Origin of the sequence: Sphingomonas flavescens (genome assembly GCF_030866745.1) — a bacterium.
Classification (GTDB): domain Bacteria; phylum Pseudomonadota; class Alphaproteobacteria; order Sphingomonadales; family Sphingomonadaceae; genus Sphingomicrobium; species Sphingomicrobium flavescens.
In genome coordinates this window covers 2,347,889-2,362,909 of record NZ_CP133016.1, presented here as the reverse complement: position 1 = coordinate 2,362,909, position 15,021 = coordinate 2,347,889, and the positions used below count along the sequence as shown (strand labels likewise).

At 57.9% G+C, this 15,021-nt stretch carries 16 protein-coding genes; 6 read left to right on the top strand and 10 right to left on the bottom strand.

The window, feature by feature from the left end; translation table 11 throughout:
* Positions 1-42 precede the first annotated feature (42 nt).
* Positions 43-1,140, top strand: coding sequence for a glycosyltransferase (locus QU596_RS12120; RefSeq protein ID WP_308515805.1), 1,098 nt, complete (start codon positions 43-45; stop codon positions 1,138-1,140).
* A 111-nt stretch (positions 1,141-1,251) separates the two neighbouring features.
* On the opposite strand, the gene QU596_RS12115 is transcribed toward QU596_RS12120, so the two are convergent.
* Positions 1,252-2,394, bottom strand: a complete 1,143-nt coding sequence (locus QU596_RS12115; protein ID WP_308515804.1) for an acyltransferase family protein — start codon at positions 2,392-2,394, stop codon at positions 1,252-1,254.
* Between the two features lie 247 nt (positions 2,395-2,641).
* On the opposite strand from QU596_RS12115, the gene QU596_RS12110 reads away from it, so the two are divergent.
* Both QU596_RS12110 and QU596_RS12105 read left to right on the top strand, forming a co-directional pair.
* A complete protein-coding gene (locus QU596_RS12110; protein ID WP_308515803.1) occupies positions 2,642-3,280 on the top strand; it encodes a hypothetical protein in 639 nt (212 codons plus the stop codon).
* A gap of 13 nt (positions 3,281-3,293) precedes the next feature.
* A complete protein-coding gene (locus tag QU596_RS12105) occupies positions 3,294-3,929 on the top strand; it encodes a class I SAM-dependent methyltransferase (RefSeq protein ID WP_308515802.1) in 636 nt (211 codons plus the stop codon).
* Between the two features lie 25 nt (positions 3,930-3,954).
* Here QU596_RS12105 and QU596_RS12100 read toward each other — a convergent pair whose 3' ends face one another.
* The 3 genes from QU596_RS12100 to QU596_RS12090 all read right to left on the bottom strand — a co-directional run bounded on the left by QU596_RS12100 (position 3,955) and on the right by QU596_RS12090 (position 7,906).
* A complete protein-coding gene (locus QU596_RS12100; RefSeq protein WP_308515801.1) occupies positions 3,955-5,229 on the bottom strand; it encodes a DUF1996 domain-containing protein in 1,275 nt (424 codons plus the stop codon).
* Between the two features lie 116 nt (positions 5,230-5,345).
* Entirely contained in the window at positions 5,346-6,407 is a 1,062-nt protein-coding gene (locus tag QU596_RS12095) for a DUF1996 domain-containing protein (RefSeq protein ID WP_308517994.1), read from the bottom strand.
* A 329-nt stretch (positions 6,408-6,736) separates the two neighbouring features.
* The gene (locus QU596_RS12090) at positions 6,737-7,906 is read right to left on the bottom strand and encodes a glycosyltransferase family 2 protein (protein ID WP_308515799.1); all 1,170 of its coding nucleotides are present in this window, start codon (positions 7,904-7,906) and stop codon (positions 6,737-6,739) included.
* A gap of 99 nt (positions 7,907-8,005) precedes the next feature.
* On the opposite strand from QU596_RS12090, the gene xrtV reads away from it, so the two are divergent.
* Entirely contained in the window at positions 8,006-8,920 is a 915-nt protein-coding gene (xrtV, locus tag QU596_RS12085; RefSeq protein WP_308515798.1) for an exosortase V, read from the top strand.
* The gene (gene epsI, locus QU596_RS12080) at positions 8,917-9,609 is read left to right on the top strand and encodes an exosortase-associated protein EpsI, V-type (protein WP_308515797.1); all 693 of its coding nucleotides are present in this window, start codon (positions 8,917-8,919) and stop codon (positions 9,607-9,609) included. The genes xrtV and epsI overlap by 4 nt, the downstream gene beginning before the upstream one ends.
* A gap of 12 nt (positions 9,610-9,621) precedes the next feature.
* On the opposite strand, the gene QU596_RS12075 is transcribed toward epsI, so the two are convergent.
* Positions 9,622-9,876 (bottom strand): XrtV sorting system accessory protein, encoded by a 255-nt coding sequence (locus QU596_RS12075; RefSeq protein ID WP_308515796.1) that lies wholly within the window; start codon positions 9,874-9,876, stop codon positions 9,622-9,624.
* An 83-nt stretch (positions 9,877-9,959) separates the two neighbouring features.
* Between QU596_RS12075 and QU596_RS12070 the strand changes: the two genes are divergently transcribed.
* Positions 9,960-10,772 carry an EpsD family peptidyl-prolyl cis-trans isomerase gene (locus QU596_RS12070; protein WP_308515795.1) on the top strand — a complete coding sequence of 271 codons (813 nt, stop codon included), beginning with the start codon at positions 9,960-9,962 and terminating at the stop codon, positions 10,770-10,772.
* A 6-nt stretch (positions 10,773-10,778) separates the two neighbouring features.
* Here the strand turns inward: QU596_RS12070 and QU596_RS12065 are convergent, their stop codons facing one another.
* The 5 genes from QU596_RS12065 to QU596_RS12045 all read right to left on the bottom strand — a co-directional run bounded on the left by QU596_RS12065 (position 10,779) and on the right by QU596_RS12045 (position 14,840).
* The gene (locus tag QU596_RS12065) at positions 10,779-11,420 is read right to left on the bottom strand and encodes a CpsD/CapB family tyrosine-protein kinase (protein ID WP_308515793.1); all 642 of its coding nucleotides are present in this window, start codon (positions 11,418-11,420) and stop codon (positions 10,779-10,781) included.
* 166 nt (positions 11,421-11,586) lie between these two features.
* Positions 11,587-13,008, bottom strand: coding sequence for a GumC family protein (locus QU596_RS12060; RefSeq protein ID WP_308515792.1), 1,422 nt, complete (start codon positions 13,006-13,008; stop codon positions 11,587-11,589).
* Positions 13,005-13,688: a hypothetical protein gene (locus QU596_RS12055; protein ID WP_308515791.1), complete on the bottom strand. Its 684-nt coding sequence runs from the start codon at positions 13,686-13,688 to the stop codon at positions 13,005-13,007. The genes QU596_RS12060 and QU596_RS12055 overlap by 4 nt, the downstream gene beginning before the upstream one ends.
* Before the next feature lie 64 nt (positions 13,689-13,752).
* The gene (locus QU596_RS12050) at positions 13,753-14,262 is read right to left on the bottom strand and encodes a hypothetical protein (protein WP_308515790.1); all 510 of its coding nucleotides are present in this window, start codon (positions 14,260-14,262) and stop codon (positions 13,753-13,755) included.
* Positions 14,262-14,840 (bottom strand): polysaccharide biosynthesis/export family protein, encoded by a 579-nt coding sequence (locus QU596_RS12045; protein WP_308515789.1) that lies wholly within the window; start codon positions 14,838-14,840, stop codon positions 14,262-14,264. The genes QU596_RS12050 and QU596_RS12045 overlap by 1 nt, the downstream gene beginning before the upstream one ends.
* Positions 14,841-15,021: the final 181 nt, after the last annotated feature.

The following is a 15,021-nucleotide window of genomic DNA, read 5'->3' as shown; positions in this document are numbered from 1 at the left end:
GGGGTTTCTTCAAGGCCGCCAAGCACCGCGATAGCTGACGTCGTGCGCCTGTTTTACGCCACGTCGGCCGGCGCCGATTTTATGGAGGCTCATCGCCATTGGCGGGAGGGCACCGAGGACAGCGTCGCGCTTCCATTCTCCGGTCAAATTGCCACTTTCGCAGATCGAGCAGGCGCTGACTGCATGATGGTTTCGGGGCATCCTGATAGACAATCAACCACTGACGGTCGCTTCGTGATCAAACATGAGCCACGTTGGCCAGCTCACGGCGTGCGCTGGCACCTCGAACATATCCGTTACGGATTGAGACTGCTTCGCTTAGCTCGAAACTTTAACGCTGACACAGCAATCATCGACAGCGGTACCATGCCCCTTCCAATGCTGGCGCTGTTCAGCGCGTCGGGGATGCGTGTTGTGCCTGTTTTTCATAACACCTTGAGGCCTGTGCAGGGACAATCCGCTTTATCACGCCTAACCCTTCCCCTTTCGAAAGCAGCGATCAGGCTGAGTCGTCCGATCAGCGTTTCGCCGGCAGTCTACAGGCAAGTGGGCCGGGGCCACCAAATGCGCGCTCAGTTCACCCGGGAATATTTTGCCCGGATAAGTCCGCCGCAATTCAAGGCACCCTTCAATGTGCTGTATGTCGGTCGCGTCGAAGTAGACAAAGGCGTCTTCGATATTGTGGAGGCAGCGAAAATCTGCGGAAACATAGTTCACTGGACGATATGCGGAGACGGGTCCGCTGTCGATCGATTGCGGCAAGAGGCGAAAGGTTTGCCCATCGACGTCCTTGGATTTGTGAACGGCGAGGAACAGGTCGCCCTGCGATCCGACTGCCAAGCGGTAATCGTTCCTACGAAGAGCAGTTTCACCGAAGGTCTGGCAATGAGTGCAGTGGAGGCGATCCTTTCTTATCGTCCCCTTGTGACTAATTGTGTGGTTCCGGCGCTCGAGTTACTTCGACCTGCCTCCGTAGAAGTAAAGCCTGATGATCCAACTAGCATCGCCGCCGGGGTTCTGGCGCTCGCTCAAGATCGTAGTCTGTGGCAGTCTAAGGTCGACGCATGCGATCAGCTTGGAGACCCATTTTACGATCGGCGAAATGGATTAGCTGAAGTTCTTCGGTTGACGCTTAGTTAAAAACGACCGGCCATCTCAATGCGAACATTTAACCTTTATGGCTGACCGCCTTACGCACCGCATTTTTATCGCGTGGCAGATTGGTGTTGGACTATGACTACGCGCAGTCAATCAAATTGAGCCCGGCGGCGGACTCTCTCTCTTCAGATCATGGGTCGATGGTAGACCCCCATCGCGCCGTGCAAACTGTTGATATATCGAAGGACGCCCAAGTTTCATGGCGGGTTTTTCGATCACGAACCAGCTTACGGCCCCGGCGATGGCAGCCAGAGCAAACGTGGCGGTCCCCAAAAACAGTACGCTAGTGCCAAACCCGGCCCAGATAAGCATTTTTTCGATCGGCCACGCGTACAAATAAACACCGTAAGAGATGTCGTTACGGTTATTAATCTTCGACAAAACCGTTCCCGACCCGAGAGAAGCGATCGCCATTAGAGCGTAGGCCCCAAAAATAGCGAAACCAAAATTGACAAAAGTGGGAGAGCGCAATGAGATTGAAAGAAGTACTACTGAAATGACCACGTAACTCAGCTTTACAGGTATCTGATCGTGCTTAAGATAAAAAAATCCGCCTGCCAGAAAGAGGCCTAGAAGGCGTAGGATGGCGATCCGGTCACCGATCAAAATTAGATTGTTAAATGGTAGACTATTCAGAAATTCGCCGGCTGAAGGCGCAAAGGTTGCCAGCGCTAAACAGAGGACTGCCGCGCATCCGACGAATGGACCGGACCGAAGGACTTTAAGTTGTCCCAGTAAAATAATGACTAGGTAGCAGGCAAATTCGTACTGAATGGTCCAAGCCGCGCCGTTTAGGACGGCATAATTAGTTCCGGGAAAGACGCCTTTCATCGCAGGCGGCAAGAGCAATGCGATGTGCCCAACGATCGAAACTATCGCGCCAACTAACCCTCCAGTGAAGTAAGCGCCGGTGACTGGTCCTACGACGAGCACACAAAATAGCGAAGCGACGATGAACCCGGGATAGATCCGCGCCACTCGCTTCCACAGGTACGACCACGGACTATAACTGCTTAGGTAGCTGCCTGTGATGAGAAACCCGCTGATCACGAAGAAGCCGTTAACGGCAAAATCACCGAACGAAATCGTGTGAAATACGCGAGTAAAAAGCTCGCGATTGCGGTTCCCATCCACGATCTCAGGCGTGTGGGAAACGATCACGAGCGACGCGAGGATCAGGCGCAGCAAGCCAAACGCATTGTCATGCTTCCCGAAACGCTGGACTTTTTGTCGCATGCCCCCCCTTTGCAACCTCAATGCCACCGCTGCGCGGAAATCGGTAGACCTTGTCGCGGGAGAAACAGCACTGGCTCACATTGGAACGCGCTAGTCAGCTGAATTCTATGGTCTTGCTATTGCTGCGACCTCCGACAAAGTCAAAAAATTGCTTTGTTGGAGCCGTTCTTTGACCACGTCGTTCTTTGACTCCTTTGGCCAAGTACGTGTCATTAATCTGGTAGACCGGCCAGATCGACGCGAGGAGATGGCCGCGCAGCTGACCCGCATCGGCGCCTCGGCTACCAACCTCCAATTTTATGTTGCTCGACGTCCAGGCGCGCCCGGTGAATTCCCAAGCCTCGGAGCTCGTGGCTGCTTCGAGAGCCACCTCGCAGTGCTGAGGTCGGCGCGAGATGCCAAAGCCGGGAGCCTTCTACTACTTGAGGACGACCTCGATTTCAACCGCGACGGCCGGAACCGCCTGAGCCAAACGGCCACCAACTTGAACGCCAGCTCGTGGGACTTTTTCTACGGCGCGCACGTACTTGCGGCGGATGGCCGGCAAGGCCTCGAGAAACTTTCGCCGAATGAGCCGGTGATGACTGCGTCCTGCTTGGGCTTTTCAGCCCGGGTCATCGCGCCATTGGTCAATTTTCTTGAAGGCATTTTGACTCGCCCGGCGGGGTCGCCCGATTACGGACCCATGCACGTCGATGGAGCCTACACCGTGTTCCGGATGCTGAATCCCGAGTATGTCACCGTCGCGGCCTTTCCGACCCTTGGTAGGCAGCGGAGCTCGCCGTCGGACATCACCCCCGGAAGCATGTTGCTCGATCGCGTGAGCGCAACGAAGCCGCTCGCTGCCTTGCTGCGCCGCGGCTACAACCTGCTTCGGCGTTACTAGAGCGGGGGATCCGATGAGTGACTATCAATATCTGGATGAACCTCGTCCCGATATTTACCGAATGATCCCGCCTGACGGGAAACTTATCGGAACGATAGGCTGCGGGCGCGCGGCGACTGAATTGCAGCTCGTTCGCGACGGCAGAGAGGTTCACGGCGTGGACGTTTCTGCCGAAGCAATCGAGGTGGCAAAGTCGCGCTTGACGAGCGCACGTGTGATCAAGCCGGCTGACGAAACCCCGTTCGAGGCAAACTCGCTGGACGGCCTAATACTGGCCGATGTGCTGGAGCACATGCCGATGGCATGGCTGAGGCTCCGAAGGTTGATGGAAGCAGTTAAGCCAGGCGGTTGGGTGGTCATTAGCGTCCCTAACAACCGTTATGTCGAAGCGCTCGTGCCGCTACTTTTCAAAGGGGACTGGCCGGAATACCCACTGGGTATATTCGACGAGACCCACATTCAGGTAATGACCCATAAGAGGCTCGATCGGTGGTGCCGGGACGCCGGCCTCACCAAAGAGGCTGAGTTCGATCTTTACGACTTCAGTTTCTTCAAGCGGAACGTTTATCGGGCTATCAATCTCACGACATTTCGGCTGTTCCGAAGCTTTCTCACGTTCGAAGTGCAAGCTCGGTACCGCAAGACTTAGCTTGCGCCACCGAGCCACTCAGTCGTCACTGGATTGACGAAATAGGCACCAAGACGTGATCCGGCGGTGGTGCGTCGAAACCCATTCCCTTGACCTTCCGGCCGTCGCCCACGTTCCCGATCGAGCAGGTCAGGTGACCGTCGATGCAATTCTTTTGCCACAAATCCTTGATCGTCGGGCTCCAGGCTTCCCAATAATCCATGTGTAGGGTGGAGCCCGGAACCGTTCCTGGCATCATCTCGTCGCTGGCGAGACGCCATTTACCGGCGAAGAAGTTCGCATCGACGGTGAAGAAGGCTGATACAGCGATTTCCGGTACGCGATAGGGATGATCGCCAGGGCAAATCGATTGCGGCGGCATCACGATGTGCGATCGGTGGTCGGCGCTATCGAGGTTTTTGCCGTCCCAGCATTGCGGGAACGCGACAAACACACGAAGCCACGCGCCAGCAGGGCATTTACCCGTCGCCAAGATGTCCGTGATCGTGCGTTTGATGCCGGTGTAGCTATCGCCCCCGCCCGAAGCCTTGCTTACGCAATCGTAGCCCATGGCCCAATAATCGCGACTGTTCACGTCGGCCGGGCCGCCGCTCATCGTCGCCATGTTGTAGCCGAGGATGAAGCGAATGCCGTTGGGCATGCCGATGCAGCGGCCCGTGACGGCGGGATCGAGCGTGATTTTGCAGTTCGGGTCATTGGCCGGCAGCTGCTTGTAATAGGTGTTCATCCAATCCGCCTTGACGACGTTGCCGGCTCCGTCGAGCATCGCCGGCATCCAATACGCCGAACGCTGCGGCGAGGTACCCGTGCTACGCGTGCAGGTCGAACCGCCCGTCGTGCGCAGACTGCTGTAATTTGAGTTTGCGTCGGTGTTGGTGTTGCCGAAGAATTGATGGATGTGCGACTTGCCTGGCTGGCCCGGATAGACGATGGGATCGTTTCTCGCGATGTGGCCGGCCAGGCAATTGAAGCGATAAGCGCCGACTTCGTCGGGTGAGGCGACTGGACTTTCGCCCGGTTCGAGCCAGTTGCTCAGGTCAAAATTATCAGCAATCGCAACTTCGCCAGTGAGACCGGCCGGCGCGGTAAGATCCGTCGAAACGGTTGTCGGAGAACTGACGACCGGCGGAGCCGTCGGGCAATTCTTGTTGCCTTTCAAGACTGTCCCGTCAGGACAAGTCGTAACCTTGGCTGCGGCCACGCTACCGGTCGCGTCCGCCGTTGCGACCGGCGCGCTAGTATCGCTTTTGCATCCACTTATCAGCATCGCGCAAATCGCGACAAACACCCGACTCTTCATTCCCCAACCCCCGTAGTGTCGACATCTTTCGACTGCACGGGGTCAGCCTAGGTGAGAGGGGTGCGAATTCCCCTGATACCTTTGGTTAATGAGAGAGTAGCGGATATCCGGAAGTGTTACTTGATTGACGAGACCGGCAGCAGAACGTGCTCGGGCGGCGGGCCGTCGAAGCCCATACCCTTGATCTTCCGTCCGTCGCCGACGTTGCCGATTGAGCAGGTTAGATGGCCGTCGATGCAATTCCTCTGCCACAAGCCCTTGAAGGTCGGGCTCCACGCTTCCCAGTAATCCATGTGGAGCGTTGATCCCGCCACTGCCCCCGGCATCATTTCATCGCTGGCCAGGTGCCACTTACCCTGGAAAAAATTCTCGTCGACGGTGAAGAAAGCGGAAACTGCGATTTCGGGTATACGGTAGGGGTGATCGCCAGGGCAGATCGATTGCGGTGGCATCACAATGTGCGACCGGTGATCAGGCGTGTCGAGGTTTTTGCCATCCCAGCATTGCGGGAAAGCGACGAACACGCGTAACCATGCGCCGGCGGGGCATTTGCCGCTATCGACAATCTCTTTGATCGTGTGCTTGATGCCTGTGAAACTGTCGCCGCCGGTTGGCTTGGCCACACAATCGAACCCCATCGCCCACCAATCGCGACTCTTCGTGTCCGCCGGCCCGCCGCTCATTGTCTGCATATTATAGCCAAGTATGAAACGGATGCCGTTTGGCATCCCAATGCACCGACCGGTAACGGCCGGGTCCATTGTTACTGCGCAATTGGGATCATTCGCTGGCAACTGCTTGTAGTAAGTATTCATCCAGTCCGCTTTGACTACGTTACCCGCGCCATCGAGCATGGCCGGCATCCAGTACGCGGAGCGCTGTGGCGACGTACCGGTGCTTCTCGTGCAGGTTGAGCCGCCTTTAGTCCTCAGACTTTGGTAGTTCGAGTTCGCGTCAGTATCCGTGTTTCCAAAGAATTGATGGATGTGAGAAGCGCCTGGCCGGCCCGGGTAAACAATGGGATCGTCCTTTGCCACGTGTCCCGCTAAACAGTTAAAGCGGAACGCGCCGACTTCGTCGGGACTCGCGACTGGCGGCTCACCCGGCTCCAACCAGCCCGTTAGGTCGAAGTTGTCATCAACTCCAATTTCGCCAAGCAATCCCGCAGCATTCTGCACCAAGGTTGCGGCTGGTGGCGTGGCTGCTGGCTGACTAGCAGGTGTAGCTACAGTGACACCTGGCGGCGCCGTCGGAGCCGACGCAGCGGCGCTCTCAGACCCGCAACCTGTCGTCGCCAACAGGCACAACACGAGCCCCGCGCACGCTGCGCGCTGCAACATATTGCTCACCATTTTTTCCACCCACCCCGAATTAACAGAAAATCGTTCGTTTGTAACGATTTGCTGCTAGGGTGGAGGCGAATGGTTGAGAAGGCTTTAACACGCCGATTACCAGATGTATCGGCGAAGCGATTCAGTAGCGGGATGAAATCAATCGAAGGCAGCGTTTAGTCGCGGCTAGTCCGAACCCATTCCCGTGGTGCGCCCCTTCGAACAAAGCCCAAATACATCGGAAGCTTCCACAGGATATATAGAGGTGCCCGCAGTATTGCGCTCGCGCTCACGAACTGTGAGCCGCCGCTTCGCCAGACCAACCACAAGCCAACGCAGGCAGCGAACAGCGGGCCAGCCAAAATCAACAGGGTCCAGTACGAACCAGCGACGAGCCCCAGCAGCAGCGCAACGGTCGCGAGAACCACGATATCCAACAGCATGAGCAAGGCTACAGGTGGCACCATGATGCTAAGCGAGGCCCAAGCGGCCTGAGGGTCGCGGCGCCGAATTGCTTGCCAGAGCCGCGACGGGCCAGTGACGAATGCTTCCGCGAGAAACCCCCCTTCCCAGCGTCTCCGCTGCGCTAAAGTGTTCGCGGTTGTCTCAGCAGCGCTCCATACCGTCGCGTCCTCAACCAATATCGGAGCATGGCCAAAATCACTCAGTTCCTGCCCCAGCCTGAGATCTTCGACGATGCTAGCGGTCGCCAAGTCAGCCTTTTGAAAGTGATGCCAAGGAAGCGCCATTCCCGTACCCAGCAGGCTCGCCCTTCCTGCCAGCCGCATCAGCGCGCGCTGCCTAATCACGTTTTTGACGAAGAAAGCGAAGGTAGAAAGCTGGACGCTCGGTGATGCGTTCCCGCTAGGCTTCTGCAAGTTGATTGCCTGGCAGGCTGTCTGGCTTGCGGCGCAACGCGCGATCAAAGCCTTAATACTCGGGGCATCCATTGAGCAGTCGGCGTCGACGATAAGGACAATTTCCGGCGGATCTTTTTCAAGATGATTTCGCGCAAAATCTAATGCGAAGCCTTTGCCGCGCTGGTTCTTGTCGAACCGTTCAATGACGTCGACGCCTACTTCGCGCGCTATTGACGCCGTGGAGTCATCACAATTGTCTGCAACGACGAGAATCGGAACCGGCTCTGCAGCCAATTTCAAGGCAGCAAGCTTTCCACGCAGGCCAGAAGCCTCGTTGTGCGCCGGCACGACAATAAAGGCTCGGACGTCAGTCTCTGGCTTGCTTGAACTTCGGGTGGTTGGCCGCAGGCCCGCGAAAAGCTCTATCGCGAAACACAGCGTGGGGATTGCGAATGGCAACAAAAGCAAGACGACGATCAGTGTCACGGTGGCTTTCTATCTTAAGTTGCGGCCAAGTGCGTCTCTACACGAGACATTGCGTAACTTGCGGTTAAAACTACCAAAGTTTAGCGTTAGCGCGAGCGCATGGAGGCAAGGATCAAATTCGAGACGCCGTCGTCGGCCGCAGAGGTCCTGCCTTCGCCAGACCCGCAGGGCTGGGTCTCGGCCGCAAACTTGGTGCTCGCCGTCGGGCTCCTGGCAATACTTACACCGACAATGCTTCAGGTCGCGCGCGATACATGGTCGACTGAGCAGGGTGGCCATGGACCACTAGTCTTAGCCACCGGCCTCTGGGCAGTGTGGCGAGAGCTTAAGGGAAAAGACCTTCACTTAGCGCCCGGAAGGCTTCTCATCGGGCTGCCCGCGCTGGTTTTCACATCGAGCCTTTTCATCTTGGCTCGCGTAACTGGCATTCTCGAGGTCGAAGCATTTTCCATGTATGGGGCCCTTATCGCGGGCGCCTACCTTCTTTGGGGTGGCAATCTGCTCAAGGCCATCTGGTTTCCGCTCGTCTATCTCGCTTTTACCTTGCCGCCGCCGGACACGGTGGTCGCGGCGATCACTCAGCCGATCAAAATCGCCATTTCGTCGTCCGCTGTCTCGCTTCTCCATTGGTTCGGCTACCCGGTCGCCAGCACGGGCGTCACTATTCAGATTGGACAGTACGAACTCTTGGTCGCCGCGGCTTGCGCGGGACTCAACTCCATCATCACACTGACTGCACTCTGCCTGTTTTATGTGTATCTCCGCCACCGGTCCGATCCGATCGCCTTCATTCTCATTGCGATCGCCGCGATCCCGGTTGCCGTTATTTCCAACTTTGTTCGCGTGCTGTTGTTGGTGCTCATCACCTACCACATGGGTGACGCTGCAGCTCAAGGGTTCCTTCATGATTTCGCCGGCCTGCTGATGTTCGCCGTGGCCCTGGCGACCATCTTCGGGTTCGATATGCTAGTCACACCGATCGTCGCCCGCTTACGTCGAAGCTACGGGCAATGAAGCCGGCCCTCGACAAGTTTGTTCAGCCGGAAATGAACCGTCGTAAGTTCATGGTGGGGTTGTTGTTATGCTCTGCCGCCGGTGTCGCTGCAGCACGGCAGCCACGGGAGCGGATTGATTATCTCGGCAAAGCTAAGCTCGACAAACTTGTCCCCGAACAAATCGGTCGATGGAAGTTTGTGACGTCGAGCGGACTAGTCGTGCCGCCACAAGACCAGCTAGCCCAAGCAATATACGCGCAGCAGCTCACGCGAGTGTATTCTGATGGCGAGGGGCCGCCGATCATGCTGTTGCTGGCGCAAAATGGAAGCCAGACAGGATTTTTGCAGATCCACCGTCCGGAAACTTGTTACACTGCGGGCGGGTACCAGATTTCGCCGTTAAAGCGTCATCCGATTAACGTTGGTTCGAAGGTTATACCTGCGAATAGCATGGAGGCGGATTTAGAGGGACGAACTGAGCACATCGTATATTGGACTCGCGTCGGCAGCAGGATTCCACCCAGCTGGCGAGATCAAAAACTGGCAGTCGCGATCCAGAACCTGGAAGGCATCATTCCCGATGCGATCCTGATCAGGATCTCCGCGGTATCTGACGACGGTCCGACGGCGTATGCCGCAATCGATGAATTCACAAAGGCGATGATTGCTGCCGTCCCCTCGCAAATGCAGCGGGTCTTCACTGCATAGTAAGTCCGACAGTCACGCTGCCGGCTTCGTGGGAAAAGGCTTCAAGAAGTAAATGATGAAGCCGATGGTTGCGACAAGTAGCGCGATCGCGATCACGTGCTGCTTCTCGTTCCCAAAGTAATTGGCCGCGGCGCATCCGACGCCTGCTCCAAGATAGTATAAGAGCGACGCGTCCTTCTCTGCACCCTCGCCCGTGGACCGCTGCAAGAACAGCACCACTAGGCCCGCGAAGATCCCCAGCGAGACCCAATCATAGACAGTGCTCAATGCGCATCCCCTTCGCCGCCGCTGGAACGGCTAAAAAGCGCATGCTATGGCTCAAACTAATCTAATTCAACGGGGCATCTTTTATGCGTCAGCGTATTCTATTTCTTCTCTCGGTCGCGATCATCTCAGCCAGCTGTAAAAAGGAGGCTTCCGGCCAGACCGTCGCCGTGGTCAACGGTGAAGAGATCACTGCTGCCGAACTCAATGACGCGTTGAGCAAGAACGCGCCTCAAGGAGCGAACACGAAGGAGGCGCGTGCCGCCGTCCTTCAGCAGTTGGTCGATCGCAAACTTCTTGTTCAGCAGGCGAAGAAGGACGGCCTCGATAAGTCGCCTGAATTCATCAACCAGCAGCGGCGCGGGACCGAGGACCTGCTGATCAACATGCTCGTCTCACGGAAAGTGAACACGACGGACGTTCCGACACCGGCGCAAATCAACGCGTTTGAAGCCAGCCACCCAGGGATGTTCGGCCGCCGGGAGAGCTGGACGCTGTCACAGATCGTGTACCCGCTGCCGGTCAGTGCCGATGTTTCTGCCAAGCTGAAGGCGGCTCAGACGCTCGACCAGGTCGCCGATGCGCTGACTGGGGCGAAGGTTCAGTTCCAGCGCTCAACGCGCCAGATCGACACCGCCGTTCTCCCGCCGCCAATTTACACGCAGCTGTCCAATCTTAAGCCGAACGAGGCGTTCATCGTGCCGGGCCCCGATAAGGCCGTCGCCAGCGTGATCACCGAACGTCAGCCTAACCCTTTGACGCCCGATCAGACGCGCCAAGTGGCTATCGCGGCGATGAAGCGGGAGCAAGTTGGCACCTTCCTGCAGGATCGCGTGAAGGGCCTCAAGACTGGCGCGAAGATCGAATATCAGCCGGGCTTCGAACCGCCGAAGAAATAAGGACGCTCAGTCGGGATCGCGCGCGTAATATTGCGCGTAGCGATCCTCGATGCCGTAACCTTCGCTGAGCAAACCGCCGCGATATTTGTTCAGGATCACGCCGCCCAGGCGCTCGAGACCTAGCATCCCGGCCGCGGACTCGACCTCACGCTGCGTCGACTTGGCGTCCTCAGCGACAATTACATAGCCGTCGAGCGATTCCATCACGATCGAAGCGTCGTCGTTCGCAAAGACGGGCGGTAAGTCGCACACGAAGTAATTGCGTTCGTCCGAATTGCGCATGGCCCGGAACAGGGCCAACCCCCGCTCACCGGCAAGCAATTCAGCCGAATGTACGCCACTGGCGATGCTCGGAACGATGATGAGTTCCTGCCCATCGGGCACATACCCGGGGAGGCTCTCCGACGATTTGGGATCCTCAAGATATTCAACCAGGCTGCGCTCTGGCTCAAACCCGAAAATGTCCTTGATCGTGCCGCGGCGCAAGTCGAGATCCACCAGATAAGTCTGAAAGCGCGGATCACGGCTCATGGCCGCCGACAGATTGGCGGCCACAAAAGATTTGCCGACACTCGGAGTCGCCGAAACGATGCCGATCATCCGCCAGCCGCGCTCACGATGCAGCGCGACGAGCTTCGACCGGATCAAGTTGAAGCTACGCGAGCTCGCGTTACGGCTGTCAAACCCGTGAACGAGCCGCTCGCGCGCTTCAAACGGACTCCAAGCGATTGGATTCGCCTGGGCAAGCGTCGGGAAAGTCGGAGCGGAGCGCACCGCGTGGAGATCTCCGACACTTGTCCGAGAGTCGATATTACTATGCTGCAAGTCGCTTCTCCCGCGAGAAGATTGCGGGGAAACGGCGCGTTCGCCCCTTTGGGGTAATCATCGGCACGACACCGATGATGGGAAGGCCCAACTGCTCGATCTGACGTGGGCTGCGAATAGGCTTCGTTAATAGTTCCAGTCCGAGTGCAAGCAAAAGGCCCAGACCAAGTCCGGCAGCTGCGCCGCCGGCAATCAGCAGAAGTCGATTCGGCGATGCCGGGCTGTCCGGAAGGCTTGCCGGCTCGACAAGCGAAAGCCGCTCGGCGCGCTGCTCAGTCGCCATCCGGGAACTGTTCTGCGCTTTCAAGAGGTTCTCGGAAACCTGCTGGTACTGAGTGCGCAAAGTCGACGCCCGGTTTTCCAGTTGCATCGCCTGTTCCATGATCGCCGGTGCGCGCGACTGGCCGGCCATGGCTGCGTTCGCGCGCGAGAGCGCTGCATCGCGCTGCCCCATCAATTGATGGATGGCGGCGTTGTTGGCTGCAATTTGCTCGGCGATCATCGAGGAGTCGTTGGTAGTCTGCTGCGATCGGCGAAGCTGAGCCACTCTCTCCTTCAACGCGACGACATCCGGATGAGTATCGGAATACTGAGCCTGCGCCGATGCGAGCGCCGCCTCCGCCGCAGCCAGCGGGCTGCTGCCCGCAGAGGGCCGACGGCTTTGAAGCATCAACTGCCGGTTCTCGTTTTGAAGCGAGGTGATTTGCGCGCTGAAGCTGCCGGTATCAATTAGTGGTGGCGCACCGCTGTTGGCGAGCGCTGCGCCGTTGCGGGCCTTGAGCGAGGTGAGCTCGCCCTCGATCGACGAGATCTGCGCCTGAAGCTTGTTGGCTTGATCCTGCAGAAAGCGGACGGTCAGGGTCGCCTGATCTTCGACGTCCTCGCTGCTCATGCTAAGGAACTTTGTGACAAAACTCTGAAGGACGGCCTGGGCCTTGGCTGGATCCGTGTAGTCAAAGCTCATCCCGATCGCGATCGTGTTGTTCTTCGACCCCGACTGCTGGCCGATGTCGCTCGATAGCGCCGCGACTGACGTCGAATGACGCATCTTTTCAATGATCGTCGACAGCGGCTTCGACCGGCGTTCCTCTGGATACAGGTCATTTTGCTCGATCTGCTGGATCAGGTCACCGCGACTTAGGACTTGCTCGCGAATTCGGGCGATGCGCTGCTCGACCTCCCCGGACTCAGGAGCTGCAACGATAGATTCCGGTAGATCCTGCGACTGCACGAGCAAGGTCGCCGTTGACCGATAAGTTCGTGGCAAAGCGAACGCCGCGACGATGCCGGCAAGCAGCAACGCAACCATACAGGCCAGCACCAGATAGCGACGCTGCCAAAGCATGATCGGTAGATGGTTGATCATCCATCCCGAATTGCCTTCGCGTTCAGTGAGCTCGATATCGCTCATCGAATGTCACCCAATCGGTAGCGAATGTAGAGGGACCCGCTGAAATCGGCCTTTGGATCTGGTCCAGTTTGACCGACCTTACGCCCCGCCAAGGTTGCGCCCGCAAAGAGTCGATTGCCGATCCGGCGCGAGTAATCTGCGGCTGCGCGGAGGTAGGTCGCGCGACTGAAGGAATAGACGTTCGTCACCAGTACCGGGTTTGAATAGCGGCTTGCGCTCAGCGAGAACGCAAGCGTCTGATCCGCATCGAGCCGCCGAGAGTAATTTACGCCGACCGACACACTCTTGGCCGGACCAGCTGCCGTTGCCGTTTGCTGATCAATCGACGCGTCGGCGCACATATTATCCTTCTCGCCACGCCAGCACAGCGAGACATTCCCCGAAGGACCTGTCGATCGCCGCGTCGTGATCCCATTGTCCGTCCGAGAGAATGCCACGCCAACGGCTGCATTGAGAGACAAACGCTCAGACAGCAGCGACTGAATGGTGAACTGCGGCGATACGGTCCGAATGTTCACCGGTCCATTGTAGTCTGTGTAGGACGCCGCCACGCGCGCGCCGACCGTGGTCCGGGTCGACAACTGCCGATCCCAACCAATGGATACGGGTATCGTCGTGTAGCGGGTGTCGAACGCCCCATTCTTGGTGACCAGGTGATTGAGACCCGTGGAAGCCGTCAAGAAGTCGCGCGCGCTAATCGCAAGCTGGCCGCCGATATGCGCTGATGCGGAATACGACTTGGAGCTAACGGAAAAGAAATCCCCCCCCCGGCCCAATCACGATCGGCGGCTGGATGACGCCGGGCGGGAGAGGAACATTCGGTGCGCTGAAGACGCGGTTATCGTACTGCCCGCCCTCGTCGTAGCCCAGTGAGGCGTCGCCAAATACGCGAAGCTTCTCGCTCACGCGCGCATCGTGGCTCGCGCTTAAATTGACCGTCTTCTGAGATGACTGCCCACGCGTATAAAATTGGCCTTGCAAGAACCCTGTCAAAACAGTGGTCGTGCGATCCGTGATCCGGGTGTGCACAGCCCGGGCGGACAGACGCCCAAAAGCGGCACCTTTGGCGTCGGTGATGCTAAGCGTCGGATTGGTCGAATAGCCGGCGCCAGCCTCCAGATCGACGTAAGTCATCGTTCCGCGGGAGATGGGCTCGGCCGTCGAGGCGGCGGCCGGCGGTGCCGAACTGGGCGGCGGGGATGGCTGCACTGTGGTCGCTTGGGCGGCCAACGCAACGGCAACGAGCGCACCCATTAGGGTATCACCAATGTGTCGCCGCTTTCGATGCGCGGCAGATCGGTCTGGTTAATCCGTGCAGTGTCGCCGCGCAGTGCGTCTCCAATACGGACAGGCACCACGAAAAGACGGTCGCCCGCCTTGCGAATGATGCGTGCGCCATTCGTATTGGCGAATTCCGAGGGTCCTCCCGCAATTGCCAGCGCTTCGAGCGCATTGACGTAACGGCCTGGGGTGAAAGTGCCTGGACCGCGCACTTTGCCGATGACCGAGAACTGATAACCGCTGGCCTTCTTCACCGAGACGGTGACCTGGGGGACCGGCCCCTTGTACTGCGGTTGTAAGCCCACAGTGATCTGACGCTCGATTTCGCTCGGCAGGCGTCCGATAGCAGTCACCTGCCCGACCAGCGGGAATGCGAATGTGCCATCAGGCAGAACGAGCACACTGCGCTGCAGCCGCTCGTCACCCCAGACGAGGATCTCTAGCTCGTCACCCGGATTGATCCGATAGGCGGACGCTTGTGCGGCAGCGGGCGCCGGGCGCGCCTGCGCAGCTGCGCTCGCGCTCCAGCCGACCATCAGCAGCCCAATCATTAGCGCTAGCGCCTGTCTAATCACTACGCGTCCCTTTCTGAAACATCCGCACTCAACTTACCCTGCCGATGGGGCACGTGCCTACCCACTGTATTGTCTTGTTAAATTTAAAAAAGGATAATCCCGGCCTCGAGGTAGCCAATCTTGTTCTTGCCGAATGCCTTTATAACGCGCGCTGTCG